Source organism: Streptomyces sp. JLBJ103, from assembly GCF_058215575.1.
Map to the genome: position 1 here is coordinate 919,137 of NZ_CM177089.1, position 14,449 is coordinate 933,585.

At 73.9% G+C, this 14,449-nt stretch carries 11 protein-coding genes; 3 read left to right on the plus strand and 8 right to left on the minus strand.

Features of this window, described 5'->3' with window-relative positions:
- Window positions 1-113: 113 nt before the first annotated feature.
- From AC4BEG_RS03735 to AC4BEG_RS03765, 7 genes are all read right to left on the minus strand, one after another.
- Complete coding sequence (locus AC4BEG_RS03735) at window positions 114-5,498, minus strand: hypothetical protein (protein ID WP_490704476.1); 5,385 nt, start codon at window positions 5,496-5,498, stop codon at window positions 114-116.
- 70 nt (window positions 5,499-5,568) lie between these two features.
- Window positions 5,569-6,462: a hypothetical protein gene (locus AC4BEG_RS03740; RefSeq protein WP_490704477.1), complete on the minus strand. Its 894-nt coding sequence runs from the start codon at window positions 6,460-6,462 to the stop codon at window positions 5,569-5,571.
- Window positions 6,463-6,535: 73 nt separating this feature from the next.
- On the minus strand, window positions 6,536-8,068 hold the full coding sequence (locus tag AC4BEG_RS03745; RefSeq protein ID WP_490704478.1) for a hypothetical protein: 1,533 nt from the start codon (window positions 8,066-8,068) through the stop codon (window positions 6,536-6,538).
- 216 nt (window positions 8,069-8,284) lie between these two features.
- Window positions 8,285-8,929, minus strand: a complete 645-nt coding sequence (gene pcp, locus AC4BEG_RS03750) for a pyroglutamyl-peptidase I (RefSeq protein WP_490704479.1) — start codon at window positions 8,927-8,929, stop codon at window positions 8,285-8,287.
- 31 nt (window positions 8,930-8,960) lie between these two features.
- The gene (locus AC4BEG_RS03755) at window positions 8,961-9,929 is read right to left on the minus strand and encodes a DUF979 domain-containing protein (RefSeq protein ID WP_490704480.1); all 969 of its coding nucleotides are present in this window, start codon (window positions 9,927-9,929) and stop codon (window positions 8,961-8,963) included.
- Window positions 9,926-10,648 carry a DUF969 domain-containing protein gene (locus tag AC4BEG_RS03760; protein ID WP_490704481.1) on the minus strand — a complete coding sequence of 241 codons (723 nt, stop codon included), beginning with the start codon at window positions 10,646-10,648 and terminating at the stop codon, window positions 9,926-9,928. Before AC4BEG_RS03760 ends, AC4BEG_RS03755 begins: the two co-directional genes overlap by 4 nt.
- 156 nt (window positions 10,649-10,804) lie before the next feature.
- Window positions 10,805-11,476 (minus strand): GntR family transcriptional regulator, encoded by a 672-nt coding sequence (locus tag AC4BEG_RS03765; protein WP_490706970.1) that lies wholly within the window; start codon window positions 11,474-11,476, stop codon window positions 10,805-10,807.
- A 286-nt stretch (window positions 11,477-11,762) separates the two neighbouring features.
- On the opposite strand from AC4BEG_RS03765, the gene AC4BEG_RS03770 reads away from it, so the two are divergent.
- From AC4BEG_RS03770 to AC4BEG_RS03780, 3 genes are read left to right on the plus strand one after another with little or no spacing between them, the layout of a single operon-like run.
- On the plus strand, window positions 11,763-12,542 hold the full coding sequence (locus tag AC4BEG_RS03770; RefSeq protein WP_490704482.1) for a LamB/YcsF family protein: 780 nt from the start codon (window positions 11,763-11,765) through the stop codon (window positions 12,540-12,542).
- Complete coding sequence (locus tag AC4BEG_RS03775; protein ID WP_490704483.1) at window positions 12,539-13,207, plus strand: 5-oxoprolinase subunit B family protein; 669 nt, start codon at window positions 12,539-12,541, stop codon at window positions 13,205-13,207. The genes AC4BEG_RS03770 and AC4BEG_RS03775 overlap by 4 nt, the downstream gene beginning before the upstream one ends.
- Window positions 13,204-14,097 (plus strand): 5-oxoprolinase subunit C family protein, encoded by an 894-nt coding sequence (locus AC4BEG_RS03780; RefSeq protein ID WP_490704484.1) that lies wholly within the window; start codon window positions 13,204-13,206, stop codon window positions 14,095-14,097. Before AC4BEG_RS03775 ends, AC4BEG_RS03780 begins: the two co-directional genes overlap by 4 nt.
- A gap of 40 nt (window positions 14,098-14,137) precedes the next feature.
- On the opposite strand, the gene AC4BEG_RS03785 is transcribed toward AC4BEG_RS03780, so the two are convergent.
- Window positions 14,138-14,443: a WhiB family transcriptional regulator gene (locus tag AC4BEG_RS03785; protein ID WP_490704485.1), complete on the minus strand. Its 306-nt coding sequence runs from the start codon at window positions 14,441-14,443 to the stop codon at window positions 14,138-14,140.
- Between the last annotated feature and the right edge of the window lie 6 nt (window positions 14,444-14,449).

Below are 14,449 nucleotides of genomic sequence, written 5' to 3' on the forward strand. Positions count from 1 at the left end.
AACGGCGACGTCAACTACGCGGCCTCCGCGGGGAGCACCACACAGCAGGTGACCAACTAGCGGGGGGGCCGAAGCGGCGGGCTGGGCTGTGGGGCCTGGGCCGCCGCTTCGGCTCATTCCTTCGGATCGGCGGTGTCCGCGGGCCCGGCGGTCTCCGGCCGCTTGTACATCCGGGTGGCCGTGATCTGGCCGTGCACCTGCTCGCCCTCGGGGTCACGCTCGGGCAGCCCCGGCCGCAGATGCTCCTCGACGCTGATGTACTTCAGCCCGGCCCGCAGATCCGCGTCATTGCGCAACCGGATCACCAGCGGGAATTCGGCCAGCGCCGTGGTGTCGAACAGGCCCGTGGTGTACAGCAGCTGTACACCCAGCGCGTCCGCGACCGCCCGCTGGAGCTCCAGCAGATAGGTGGCGTTGGCCCGGCCGATGGGATTGTCGAGGAAGAGCGTGCCCGCGTGGCGGTGCTTGTCCCGGCCGCGGTCATTGCTGCGCAGCGCGGCCATGGTGCAGTACAGGGCGATCGCGGCGGTCAGCAGCTGACCGCCGGAGAACACATCGCCCATCTGCCCGACCGGCACCCGCTCGGCCCGCAGCACCGCGTCCGGCTTGAGGATCTCGACCGCCACACCGCGCGGCTGGAGCGCGGCGTGAACTCCGCGCAGGAGGAGGGACATTCCGTCGCGGCGCAGATCGGAGTTCTTCTTCACGGCGGAGCTGGTGGCCTCGTCGATGACCTCGCCCAGCCGCTCGGTCAGCGTCGCCTGGTCCGGGTCGTCGAAGCGGATCCGCAGGAACTCCTGGCCCGACCACTCGCCGAGGCCCTCCGGGAGCCGGGAGAGCCGCTGGGCCGAACGCAGCGTGGCCAGACAGGATTCGACCAGGCCGCGCAGCCGGTCGACGATGCTGCCGCGGTTGCGCTCCAGCTGCTCCAGCTCATCGGTCAGCACCCGCAGCCGGGGCGCGAACGCCTCGGCCCAGGCCGCGGCGTGCTCGGGCAGAGCCGCCGCGGGCAGTTCCCGGATCTGCTGGCGGGCCGGGGTGCGCACGTGCTCGTAGCGGGTGGAGTTGGCGTGCCGGACGAGGACGTCGCTCGCCTCCCGGACGGCCGACTCGGCCTGCGAGAGATCGGCCGCGCAGCCACGGAGTGAGCGGCGCGTCTCGGTCGCCGCCTGGCGGGCCTCGGTGAGGTCCCCGGTGTACGGCTCGGGGCGCTCCGCCTCGTCCTCGCCCGAGCCCGGTCCATCGCGCAGCAGGTCCCGCAGCAGCGCTGCGGTCTCGTCGAAGCCACCCGCGGCGTCCTCGGCGGCGCGGTGGGAGCGCAGCAGCTCGGCGTGGACGGTGCGGGCGGTGTCCAGCGCGTCGGTACGGGTGGCCAGTTCGGTGGTGGCGGTGCGCAGCAGCTCCTTGGCCCGCTCGGCGTCGGCCGGGACCATCTCCTCGGGCAGCTCGGTGTGCGCGTCGCCGTCGTCGGCGGGGGCGAGCCGCTCGGCCTCGCCACGCAGCCGTCCCAGCTGCTCGCTCGCCGCCGACGCGCGCGTCTCCAGCATCTGGACCAGCGATTCGGCGCGGGCCGCGGCGGCCTGGCGCGAGGGGCCGTCGGCGCCGTCGGTGCCCTCCAGGAGCTGCGCGGCGCGGGTGCGGACCTTGTTGGTGAGCCGGTCGAGGGCGGCGAGTGCCGCGCTCTCGTCGCTTTCGGCGCGGGCCTGTTCGGCGCGGAGGTCGGCGCCCACGCCGACCTTCTCGTACACCTGGGAGGCGGCGCGGTACGCCTCGCGGAGCGCGGGCAGCGAGGCGGTGGGTGGTTCGGTGTCCTCGCCGAGGTCGTCGGGCGCGCCCGCGATCTCGGCCCGCTCGGCGCGCAGGGCGCGGGCGGTACGGCGTGCGTCATCGGCCGCGCGCTGGGCCGCGCGCCGGTCCTCGTCGGCCGCGCGGGCGCGGTCCACACAGGTGTCGGCCCGCTCCTCCGACTCGGCGGCCTCGTCGGCCAGTTCGCGCAGCCGGGTCTGCCAGTCCGCACGCCGACGCAGCCGGTGCGCCAGACCGGCCAGCGCGTCGGCCACGCGGCGGGCGCGCTGGGCCGCCTCCTGCCGCTCGTCGCGGACCCGGGCCGCCTCGGTGGCGGCCTCGTCGGCCTCGGCGCGGGCCGTCCGTAGCTCCACCAGCTCCCGCTGTGCGGTGTCGGCGGTCTCCCGCGCCTCCTCGGCCGCGGCGGCCAGCTCGGCGAGCCGCCCCCGCGGGCAGCCGGTGCGCCAGGACGCGAGCCGCGCCGACAGCGCACGGTCGCCCGCCAGCCGGGCGGCGAGCGCCCGGATCTCCTCGTCCCGCGCGGTGGCGCGGGTACGCAGCTCCCGCCGCTCGTCGTCGGCGGCGCGCTCGTCGTGCATCGCCGGGTTCGGCGGCACCAGGAAGACCCCGCTGTCCTGTGCCCCCGGCGCGGGCGTCGGCGCGAGCAGCGCGGCGGCGGTGCCGACGGCCACGGCGGACCGCGGCAGCAGCGACGCCTGCCCCAGCACCTCGCGGGCGCGGGCGTGGGTGTCGGGGTCGGTGATCACCACACCGTCCACCAGCTCGGGGCGGGCCCCGAGTACGGCGGCGTGGTCGACGGGGTCGACGGCCTGGGCGAGATAACGCCACCCGGGGAGCGCCGGAATGCCGTGCTCACCGAGGAACTCGACGGCCGCCAGCACATCCGGGCTGGGCGGCAGCAACCCGCCGTCGCCGAGTGCGGCGAGGATCCGTGAGTCATCGGCGGCGGCGGTGCGCAGCTCGAACAGCTGCCGCTCGGCGGACGCGACGCCGTCGTCGAGCAGTTCGCGCAACGCCTCGGCGTTCCGGTCCAGCTCCTCGGCGGTCAGCGGCCCTTCGGGGCGCGGGGGTGCGGGCCGCTCCTGGCGCGGGCGCGGAGCGTCCGCGGTGTCCTCCCCCAGCTCGGGATCCCAGCAGTCGGGGTCGTCGGCGGAGGTGTCGGGCGTATCGGGGTTCTCGGCGTCGGTGGACTCCTGACCGTCGGCGCGGGATGCGGGCGACGGAACGGAACCGGCGTTGCCGGAGCCGGAGTCGGACGGCTGCCGCTCGGTGCCGCCCTCGACATCGGCCGAAACCCGCCCCGTCGGCCGCGACTCGGCGGCCACCGCACGACGGCGACGGCGCTGCTCGCCCCCGTCCCGGTCCTCGCCCTCGTCATCGGCCTCGTCCTCGTCCCCGACCCGGACGGTCACCCGCGCGGGCGGAACGGACTCCGCCGCCAGGGTGCGACTGCCGCCGTCGGCGTGCTGGTCATCGACGTCCCGTCCGCCGGCCGGGGTCAGATCCGGAGCCATGGGGTCCACCGTCGCGGTGGGGACGCCACGGTCCGGACGCACGCAACGGTCGGTCGGCCCACCCGTCCCCGGCGCCTCCACGCCGCCCTCGCCCTCGCCCTCGCCCTCGGCGTAGGCGTAGGCGTGGTCGTGGTCGTGATCGCCCAGGGAGTCGGGCTCGGGTGCGAACGGGCGGGTCGGGGGCTCGGCGCGGAAGGCGTCCGGGAGTTGGGCGAGCCCCAGCATGTCGTCCGCGTCGGAATCGTCGACCGGGAGCGTGATCCACCCGGTCCGGCCGGAGTCGGCGGCCAGCGGGCGGTGGGTGCCGCGGGGTGCGGGGACGGGGGCCGATGGCTGGGGCAGACCGAGCAGTTCGACCAGGCGCTGTTCGGCGCCGAGCGCCTCCGCCGTACGCCGCTCCCCCTCGTACGCGGACTCCGCGGCCCGCGCGGCGTCCGCCGCGCGGGCGGCGGCCAGTTCGGCGCCGGCCTGTTCGGCGGCGGCCGACGTGGCGTATTCGGCGGTGCGGCGGGCCGTCTCACGGGCGGCGTCCCAGGCCGCGGCCGCGGTCTTCTCCGCGTCGCTCGCGGCGAGCGCGGCGCGGGCCGGGTCGGCGTCCGGGGCGGAGTCGTCGAGCCATCCGGCCCGTACGGCCTCGGCGGTCTCCTGCTCGACCTCGGCGAGCCGCTGCCGCAGATGCTCGGCGTCGCTGCGGGCGCGCTGGGCCGCGGTGGCGGCGGCGGTGGCGTCGCGGTGGGCGGACTCACCGGTCTCCTGGAGGGCGGCGGAGCGCTCCTCCTCCTCGTTGGCCACCCGTTCGCCGTCCTCGGCCGCCGCGTGCAGGACGCGTACGAGGTCGGCCGCGGCCTTGGCGCGGGCCGCGAGGGCGGGGGCGGCGTCCCGCTCGGCCTCGCGGATAGCGGTGGCCACGCGCGCGGAGCGGTCGGCGGCGGCGCGATGGCGCAGCACCGTCTCGGCGGCCTGCCAGGCAGCGTGCAGGGTGCGGGCGTCGTTCAGCTCCCGGCGCTGCGCGGCGGCGCCCTTCTCGGCGGCGGCCAGGGCCAACGAAGCGTGGCGGTAGGCGAGTTCGGCCGCGACGAGGTCGCTGCGGCCGCGCGCCGTCTCGGCCTCGGTGACGGCGTGTGCGGCCGAGGCCACCTGCTGAGCCAGCTCGGCGGCGCGGCCACGCTCCTCCGCTCCCCGCGCGGAGAGGCGCCGGGCGAGCGTACGGGTGCGGCGCTCGGCGCCCGCGTGCACACCGCGCGCCTGCTCACGGCGGTCTGCCGCCTCCGCGATCCGCGAGAGCAGATCCAGCGAACCGGCGGTGAAGTCCCGTTCGGCCGTCAGCTCGGCGCGGCGGCCCAGCTTGTGCGCGAAGCCGTGGACGAGATCGGCGAGCCCGTCGGTGTCACGGGTGTCGGTGACGGCGCGCAGCAGCAGATCGGTGAAGTCGGAGTCGTTCTTGACGGCGAAGAGCCCGGCCGCCTCGCCCTCGTCGGCGTTCATCTCCCGCTGGTAGCGGAAGAGTTCGGGGTCCAGACCGAGGTCGCCGAGGTGTTCGTTCCAGCGCTCGTGGATCTCCACCCACACCACGTCCAGATGCGGATACGCCTTGCCCGCCTCGGTGAGCGCGTCGCGGAACCCCTTCATGGTGCGGCGGCGGCCGCGGGCGGTGGAGGCGCCCTCGGCGACGGGCCGTACCGCGGCGGATTCGGCGACGGGCAGCGAGTCCAGGCTGAGCCCGGGGCCGGGGCGGAAGGAGTACCACGCCTCGGCGAACTTGCGCGGGTCGTTGGAGACCTGACGCCCGCGCCACTCGCTGACCTTGCCGACCACGACGGTCTCACCGGTGACGGTGTGCTGCCACTCCAGGGCGACATGGCCGCAGTCGTCGGCGAGCAGGAACTTCCGCAGCACACCGGAGCTGGCGCCGCCGAGGGTGTTGCGGTGGCCCGGCAGCATCACCGAGAAGATCAGCTTGAGCAGGACGGACTTGCCGCCGCCGTTCTCCAGGAAGAGCACGCCCGCGGGGGCCGGGCGCCGGGGCGGGCCGACCGGCTCCTCCTCGAAGAACTCCGCCTGGGTGGGCGCGGGGCTGGGCACCGGCTCGCCGACTCCGCGCAGGTCCAGCACGGTGTCGGCATAGCGCGCACCGGCCGGCCCGATGGAGTAGAGGCGGACCCGGGACAGCTCGTACATGGCGGCAGGACTCTCGTTGTCGTCAGGGTGGCGGGTGGATCTTCGGTCGTCAGTCGTCAGTCGTCAGTCGTCAGGAGTGGAACGGCAGACCGGCGTCGGCGACGAGGTCGAGGTCGTCGGTGTCATCGGGCGGCAGCAGGGTCGCACTGCCGTCGCCGACGGGCACGACGCCCAGCTCCAGCAGCTCGGTCATGGCGGCACCGGCCGCCATGTCGCGCACTTGGAGCTGGTAGCGGGCGGTGGTGCGGTACGCGCCCCCGGCGTCGTCCCCGGTGCGCTGGAGGAAGCCGGAGTCGACGAGGAAGGCGACGGCCTTGCCGACGATGCCGGTGGTCGAACCGGCCAGTCTGCGCGCGTCCTTGGTGGCGCCGGTGGCGCTGCGTCGCGCGTACACCCGCCAGGCGGCCTCCAGGCCAGGCGCGTCGGTGGCGGGATCGGTGTTGTCGCCCTGCTCCCCGGCCCGCTCCTCCAGACGGCGGCACGCCTGGCGGACGAAGGCGTCGACCCCGTTGACGGTGATCCGGCCGATGTAGCCGTCATCGGCGAGGTCCTCGGGGCGGGGGAAGGCCAGGGCGGCCACGGCGAGATGCGCGAGGCCGTGCAGAAAGCGGTCGGCGGAGTCGGTGTTGGCGCGGCGGGCGTAGTCGCCCATACGGACGGCGAAGACGGAGTCCTCGGCGGCGGTGACGGCCATCCCGGCGCGGGCGGACACCTCCAGCACGATCAGACCGAGCCCGGCGGCGACGGCGTCGGTGAGCCGGGCGAAGGCCGGTTCGTCGCGGTGGCGGCGGAGCAGCTCGGCGTACTCGACGTCACGCGCGGGCAGCAGCTTGGGCTGGAGCCCGAAGGCCACCAGCCGCGCGGCGTCGGCCGCGTCGGCGGGGGTGACCCCGCCCGGTGCGCCGCCGGGCGCCGGTGCGGGGTCCGGCTGCGTCGCCTCGTCGAGGGCGTCGTACTCGGTCACGGGTGAAGCTCCTTGCGCGGGGCGTACTCACGGTTGACGAAGGACACGGCGGCCGGTCGGGCGTCGCGCGGCATCAGGCCACCTCCGCCCGGTCCGCGGCCATGCCGACGGCGTCCAGCAGAGCCGTGCCGACGATCAGATCGGCGCCGCCGAACTCCGGGTCGTCCAGCTCGGTGCCGTCGTCGACGGCGAAGAGCAGGCGCTGCTCGCCCTGGCGGTAGGCGGTGCCGACCGGAGGGCTCGCGGCGTGCACGGCCAGGAGGGCGATGAGGTACGGGAGGTCGGCGTCGCGGCGGCGGGCGTCGGCGAGGAGGCCCGAGAGGCGTCGGGGGACGTCGGCCGGGAGGTCGAGCAGCTCCATGGCCATCCCGAGCTGTTCCTCGCTGAAGCGGCTGTCGTCGGGGGTGGCGATCAGATCGGGCTCGGGCATCTCCGCGCCGAGGTGCTCCCGCTCCACCGGCGGGGTGAGCAGCATCTCGACCAGGTCGCCCATCCGTACCGAGGTCGGGGTGCGCAGGCCCGCGCCGCGGGCGAAGAAGGCGTCGGTGACCCGGCCCGCGCGCTCCACCGGGAGCGGGAGCAGCGGGGACAGCAGCTGTCCGTAGAGGTCGAGTCCGGCGCGGGCGGCGGGCGTGGCGAACGCCTGGCGGTCCTGCTCGGCGCGGAACAGCGGCCCGGCCTCCAGCAGCCGGGACTGAAGCTGGGTGTGACGGCGGATGCAGTCCTTGACGATGTCGACCAGCTCGGCGGCGCGCCGCTTGTGCTCGGCGCCTTCGGCCTCGTCGCGCGCCTTGCGGATGTTGGTGAGGATCGCGTTCTCGTGGCGGTAGCGGTCGGCGACGTGGTCGAGCGCCTCGGTGATCATCTCGGGGACGGTGCTCAGCCAGTCGACCGCGCGGACGTTGCGCCGGGTGGCGTCGAGGGTGCGGCGCAGGGTCTCCGAGTACTGGACGGTGCGGTAGCGGGCCTGCTCGGCGGCGAGTTGGGCGTCGGCGAGACGGCCGCGGCTGATCAGCACCTCCAACTTGACCTCGGCGGCGATCTGGGCGCTGGTGACATCCGTGTCGAGGGCGCCGACCAGGACGTTAACCGCCTCGTCGGTGGTGCGCAGATAGACGGTGCCGCCGGGTCCCGGCACCTCCTCGATCAGCTTGAAGTCGTAGTCACGCCGGACATATGCGCCGTCGGGGCCGAAAGTGCCGTAGACCGCGCGGAAGCCGCGGTCCACACTGCCGACGTTGATCAGGTTGTCCAGCACCCAGCGGGCGACGCGCTCATGCTCGGCGGCGGGGCGTGTGGGGGCCTGGGCGGCGATCCGGGGCAGCAGCCGGGCCACTATCTCGTCGTGGTCGGCTCCGGTGTCGAAGTCCATGTGGAGCGTGACGAGGTCGATGGCGGCGAGGGCGACCTCGGCCATCGCGTACACCCCGTACTCCCCCGCCAGATTGACCTTGCGCGCGTCGAGGTCATGCAGCGGCGCGGTGCACGCGAGCGCGCGCAGCCGCCGGGCCAGGCCCTCGTCGGCGGCCGGGCCCGGTGCCGGGCGAGCAGCCCCGGCATGGCCGTTGAGCTGGGGCGCAGCGGCCCCGGGGGGTGGAGATGTCACGTCGCACAGAGTAGGCCGTCGCACCGACAACGGACGAAACGGCACGGAGATCCCGCTATGACGCGGAGATCCCCCGCCGGGGCGTACGCGGGTGCGCGCTGATACGCGCGTCCACGCGCGCGACACCGGCGCGTCTCCCGCGACTCACCGGCCCGTCAGTCTACGGCCCCGTGACCGGGTGGTCCGTCCATGGACAGTCTGCGCAGCGCGGCGGGCTCAATGGGTGGCTCCTTCCGCGATGCGCAGATCCGTCCTGGTGTGCGCCGCCGTGGTGACGATGACGCGGAGCGCCTCGGCGGCCGTGGCGACGGGCAGCGACGGCTGGTCCCGGTCCACGACCTGTCCGGGGGCGTACGGGAGGTGGACGAAGCCGCCGCGCATCTCTGGCCGCCGGGTGGCGATCAGATGGGCGAGTCCGTAGAAGACGTGATTGCACACAAAGGTGCCCGCGGTCTGCGACAGGGCGGCCGGGATCCCGGCCGCCCGCACGGCGGCGACACACGCCTTGACCGGCAGTGGCGCGAAGTAGGCGGCGGGGCCACCCGCCACGACGGGTTCGTCGATCGGCTGCTGTCCGGCGTTGTCGGGTATGCGGGCGTCGTCGACGTTGATCGCGACCCGTTCGACGGTGATCCGGGAGCGGCCGCCCGCCTGTCCGACGCACAGCACCAGATCGGGGTCGGCCGCCTCCACCGCGGCGGCCAACTCCTCGAGAGCGGTGCCGAAGACGCAGCTCAGCCGCGCGGTGATGAGATCAAGGCCGGGCGGCGGGGCGGCCGCGGCGAGGGAGACGGCCTCCCACGACGGGTTGACCTCCTCGCCCTCGAAGGGTTCAAAACCGGTGAGCAGCACCCGGGTCATCGGAACTCTCTCTGATCAGAAGGCGAACCGGTCAGAAGGCGAAGAGCGAGATGATGGCGATGTTGCAGACCAGCAGCGCGCCGGCGGTGGGGATCTGCGCCTTGATGGGCCCGTACTGGTCCTTGAGTTCCAGCAGTGCGGCGGGCACCAGGTTGAAGTTGGCGGCCATGGGGGTCACCAGCGTTCCGCAGAAGCCCGCGAGCATGCCGACGGCGAGCACCACGGGCACGTCCCCGTGCATCTGCTCGATGAGTACGGGCCAGCCGATGGCGGCGGTCATCACCGGGAAGGCCGCGAAGGCGTTGCCCATGATGGTGGTGAACAGGGCCATGCCGACGCAGTAGACGGCCACGGCGATGTACTTCTGGCCGTCCGGCAGCAGCTGTTCGGTGATCTTGCCGACCTGGTCGCCGACCCCGGCCACCTGGAAGATGGAGCCGAGTACGGCGAGCAGTTGGGGCAGCAGCAGCGCCCAGCCCATGGACTCCAGCAGCGACCGCCCGGCGTGCAGCGGCACGGCGGGCCTGCGCTCGCGGACCACGACCATGGCGACCAGCAGCCCCGCGATCGCGCCGAAGCCGAGGCCGAGGATGGTCTCGCTGCCCGTCTCGAGCACCGGGGTGCCGCCGATGTGCCAGTGCTTGACGGCCGAGGCGCAGATGACGGCGACCAGCGGGATGGTGAGCGCGGGGATGAACAGCCGGTTGCCGAGCCGGGCGGCGGAGGCGACGCGCTGTTCGGTGGTGGTGGTCCGCGGGACCCCGCGCCCGGTGAGGTTGAAGCCGCCCAGGCAGACCATGGCGAGGACGGCGACGCCCAGCGGCTCGGCGGGAGCCTTCTTCTCGGTCACCCAGGAGCTGTAGAAGAAGCAGGCGCCCAGCAGTCCCCAGAAGGCGGCGGAGCCATGGCGCTTGGGGTTGCTGCGGTCGAAGGCCATCTGTGTGGCCATCGCGAGGAAGACGGCGCCGACGAGCCAGAAGAACCACTCGGCCTTGATCACTTGGCCTCCTCCACGGTGCGGCTGCCCACGGCAGCGGACGGTCCGCCCGAGGCGGCGATCTGGCTCTCCAGCGAGCGGTCCAGGCGCAGCAGCCGGAAGCCGTGGATGAGGAAGGCGCAGACGGCGGTGGGGATGGCCCACAGCGCGAGCTGCAACGGTTCCAGGTGGGTGTGGTAAGTGGAGTTGACGAAGCCGGTGATCAGCAGGATCGAGCCGATGGCCAGGAAGCAGTCCTCGCCGAAGAACAGCCCGACGGTGTCGGAGCTGGCGGAGTAGGAGCGGATCCGCTCCCGCACCTTCTCCGGCAGCGGACCGTGGCGCCGCTCGGCGGCGCCTTCGGCCATCGGCGCGACCATGGGACGCACGCTCTGGGCCGGGCCGCCGATACTGGTGAGGCCGAAGGCCGCGGTCAGCTGGCGCAGGGCCAGGTAGAGCGCGAGGAACCGGCCGGTGGTGAGCTTGCCCAGTTTGCCGATGAGGGTCCGGGCCTGCTCCTGGAGCCCGTGGCGCTCCAAGAGGCCGATGACCGGGAGGGTGATGACGAAGATCGTCACCGAGCGGCTGGAGGCGAAGCCGTTGCCGAAGGCCGCGAGGACCTCCTGAGGCGACAGCTTGCCCAGCAGCCCGGTGACGATGCCGGCGACCCCGACCACCAGCAGGGGATTGCGTCGGGTGGCGAATCCGAGGATCACCACCAGAACGCCAAGGAGAACGATCATGTGTCCCGCCTTCCGCGTGCAGGACCCCACGACGGCGTACGGAGCACGACGGCGTGAGGAGAATGCACCGGAGGCTAGGTGTTCGTTCAACGATCCGACAAGAGCCTGAAACCAACTTGTTCTCGTTCCGTCGGATCGTCCATCGCGTCGCAGACCCTAGGCGCGGGCCACCTTCTGCGCGTAGGCCTCGACCAACTGCCGCTGGGAGTCGTCCAGATAGGAGGCGAGCAGCCGCTCGGCCTCCACCGCGTCCCCGGCCTGGAGCACCTCCAGGATTTGCCGGTTGCGGACCAGGTACGGCGCGTGGAAGCGGCGGGGGTCGGCCATCACATGGAAGACCAGCCGCAGCTCGGCCAGGACGGCGCGCATCAGCTCGTCGGCGCGCGGGCTGCCCGCGAGGCCGACGATCGCCTGGTGGAAGCGGATGTTGGCGGTGGACAGGTCCTGCCAGGAACGGTCCTGCACGGCGCGCTCACCGGCCACCACCGCCGCCTCGACCGCCTCCAGCGGGTACGGCGGCTCCCCCAGCTCGCGCAGCGTCGCGCATTCGACCAGCCTGCGCAGCCGGTAGAGATCGTTGAGGTCATCGACGGTCACCACCCTAACGAAGACCCCGCGGTTGAGCTCGTGCACCAGCAGCCGTTCATGGGTGAGCAGCCGGAACGCCTCGCGCAGGGTGTTGCGGGAGACACCCAGGGCGCCCTTGACGCTGTCCTCGGACAGCCGGGTGCCGGGCGGGAAGAAGCCCTCGGCGATGCGGTCGCGGAGGATGTCCGCGACCCGCTCCGCGGTACTGGTGCGACCCAGTAGCGCCCGGTCGGCCTCCAGTCCCGGGACCCCGGAGCCCTCCGAGACGTCCGACGCCTGCGCAAGCCGACGCTCCGCGCCGGGCGGCAAGCCTTGTGTCCCGTTGGACCCGTTGTCCCCATTCGCCACTTTTGCTCCTCTTCGCGGCTTCGCGCATTCCGTATCGCGAGAAGTCAAGCCCAGAAAGAAGAACGGGACAACAACACTCTTGTCGGATCGTTCAACGATCGCCTACCTTGACGCTCAACCACATCGCCCGCGTACTCTCCCCCACCCGTACGCGATCCGCACGCCCGAACGGACGGATATGACCGCACCCTTGGCGAACCCGTCGATCGATCTCAACGCCGACCTCGGTGAAGGCTTCGGCCGCTGGCAGCTCACCGACGACGAGGCCCTGCTGTCCATCGTCACCAGCGCCAATGTCGCCTGCGGCTTCCACGCGGGAGACCCGTCGACCATGCGCCGGGTGTGCGAGCTGGCGGCCGAGCGCGGTGTCCGCATCGGGGCCCAGGTCTCCTACCGGGACCTGGCGGGCTTCGGACGGCGCGCCATGGACGTCCCCCCGCGCGAACTGGCCGATGAGATCACCTACCAGATCGGCGCGTTGGAGATCTTCGCCCGCGCCGCCGGATCGCGGGTGTCCTACGTCAAACCCCATGGCGCGCTGTACAACCGCTGTGTGCACGACGAGGCGCAGGCCGCCGCCGTCGTCGAGGGCGTACGGCTCGCCGCGGGCGGACCGCTGCCGGTGCTGGGTCTGCCCGGCTCCCGGCTGCACGAGGCGGCCCGCGCGGCCGGACTGCCGGTGGTCGCCGAGGCCTTCGCCGACCGCGCGTACACCGCGGCGGGCACCCTGGTGCCGCGGACCGAGCCCGGCGCCGTGGTCTCCGACCCCGGCACGGTGGTCAAACGCGCCCTGGGCTTCGCCCGCGACAACGCCGTCACCTCTGTCGACGGCTGGCGGATCGAGGTGGAGGTGGGCTCCCTGTGTCTCCACGGCGACACCCCCGGCGCCGCCGACCTCGCCCGCCGGGTGCGGAGCGAACTGACGGCCGCGGGCGTACGCGTGGCGGCGTTCACGTGACCCTCCGGAGCCTGCCCGTCGGCGATCACGGGCTCCTCGTCGAACTCGGCAGCGGCGACGCGGCCGAGGCGCTCCACGCCGAGCTGCTGCGCCGGGTGGCCGACGGACGGCTGCCCGCGGTGCGCGAGATCGTGCCCGCCGCCCGCACCGTGTACCTCGACGGCCTCGAGAACCCCGGCCGTCTCGCCGCCGAGCTGCCCGGCTGGGACATACCGTCCCTCACCCGCGATGACGGCGCCATCCTTGAGGTCCCGGTGCGCTACGACGGCCCGGACCTCCCCGAGGTCGCCGGCCTCTGGGGGGTCACCCCCGAGGAGGCCGTACGCGTCCACAGCGGTACCGAGTTCCGCGTCGCCTTCTGCGGATTCGCGCCGGGCTTCGGCTATCTCACCGGGCTGCCGGAGCGGTTCGCGGTACCGCGCCGCGCTACCCCGCGGACGAAGGTCCCGGTGGGCTCGGTCGCGCTGGCGGGCCCGTACACCGGCGTCTATCCGCGCTCCTCCCCCGGCGGCTGGCAGCTCATCGGCACCACGGACACCGTGCTGTGGGACGCCGCACGAGAACCGGCGGCGCTGCTGACGCCCGGCACCCGCGTCCGCTTCGTCCCGTGGGAGCCCACGACGGTCCCTCGGGAGCCCACGACGGGCGAAGGGAGCGGCACATGACCGACAGCGCCTTCGCGGTGGCACGGGCAGGCGCCCTGACCACCGTGCAGGACCTGGGCCGGACCGGCCACGCCCATCTCGGTGTGCCGCGCTCCGGCGCCCTCGACCAGCCCGCCCACCGGCTCGCCAACCGCCTGGTGGGGAACGCCGACGGGGCCGCCACCCTGGAGACCACCCTGACCGGCTGCGCGGTACGGCTGCGCCGCACGGCGACCGTGGCCGTCACCGGCGCGCCCTGCCCGGTCACGGTCGACGGCCGCCCGGCCGCATGGGGCGCGCCCGTGCGGGTACCGGCCGGTGCGCTGCTGGAACTCGGGGCCGCCACCCATGGCGTACGCAGCTATCTGGCGTTCGACGGCGGGGTCGGGGCCGAACCGGTGCTCGGCAGCCGCGCCACCGATGTGCTCTCCGGGCTCGGCCCGGCTCCGCTCGCGGACGGTGCGGTGCTCGGCCTCGGGCCCGCCGGGGAGGCGCCGCCCGGGGCGGACGGGGTGCCCCACCGGGGCGTACCGCCGGAGTTGGTGCTCCCGGTGGTGCTCGGCCCGCGCGACGACTGGTTCACCCGCGCGGGGCTGCACACGCTGACCACCGGCGACTTCCGGGTCTCGGCCGCCAGCAACCGGATCGGGCTGCGGACCGAGGGCCCCGCCCTGGAGCGGGCGCGGGACGGTGAACTGCCCAGTGAGGGCATGGCGCTCGGCGCCATCCAGGTGCCGCCCGACGGCCGTCCGGTGCTCTTCCTCGCCGACCATCCGACCACCGGCGGCTACCCGGTCGTGGGGGTCGTCCCGGAGCGGTGGCTCGCCGCCGCGGCGCAGGCCGCGCCGGGCACCCCGGTGCGGTTCACCCCGCTGGGACGGGTCTCGTGGGGGCGGCCGCACCCGGCGTAACACACATAGCGCGCATAACGCCCATGACCGCCGCGACCGTTCAGCGGGCGGCGCGACGGCCTCCGGCGTGTGCCACGGCCCGCTCCCGGGTCCGCTCGGCGTTCCTGGCCCGGCGCTGTCCCCGGCGGCGCAACACCCGGCGCTCCTCCTCACCGGTGCCGCCCCACACCCCGTGGGTCATCCCGGTCTCGAGCGCGTACTCCAGGCACACCCGGGTCACCGGGCAGTGTCCGCAGACCTGCTTGGCCCGTGCCTCCTGCTGCTGTGCGGCGGGACCGGCGACCCCGACCGGGAAGAACAGCTCGGGATCCTCGTCCGTGCATGCGGCGCTCCGCCACCACTCCATGGCTGC